Origin of the sequence: Bradyrhizobium sp. TM233 (assembly GCF_036247965.1) — a bacterium.
Lineage (GTDB): Bacteria > Pseudomonadota > Alphaproteobacteria > Rhizobiales > Xanthobacteraceae > Bradyrhizobium > Bradyrhizobium ottawaense.
This window is the reverse complement of sequence record NZ_BTIG01000106.1, coordinates 1-279: the sequence shown is the minus strand read 5'-3', so window position 1 is coordinate 279 and position 279 is coordinate 1. Positions and strand designations below refer to the sequence as shown.

Annotated in this window: 1 protein-coding gene and 1 pseudogene; both read left to right on the top strand. The window is 66.7% G+C overall.

The genetic code is table 11. The features are described 5' to 3' along the window. Positions 1 to 97: pseudogene (locus AABA86_RS33855) on the top strand (hydroxypyruvate isomerase); the annotation flags it as partial. Beyond that, positions 94 to 279: four-carbon acid sugar kinase family protein (locus tag AABA86_RS33850; RefSeq protein ID WP_338309829.1), on the top strand; the 186-nt coding region annotated here is incomplete at its 3' end. The pseudogene AABA86_RS33855 and the gene AABA86_RS33850, both read left to right, overlap by 4 nt.

The following is a 279-nucleotide window of genomic DNA, read 5'->3' as shown; positions in this document are numbered from 1 at the left end:
CGGCTATGCCGGCTTCGTCGGCTGCGAATACAATCCGCGCGGCAAGACCACCGACGGCCTTGCCTGGTTCAAGCCTTACGCTGGAGTGAAGCCGTGACGCTTGCGTTGGGCTGCATCGCCGACGATTATACCGGCGCTTCCGATCTCGCCAACACGCTGACGCGCGCGGGCCTGCGCACCGTGCAGACCATCGGCGTGCCCGCGGACGATCTCGCGCTACCCGAGGTCGATGCCGTCGTGGTGTCGCTGAAGAGTCGCTCGATCGAGGCCGGCCTTGCC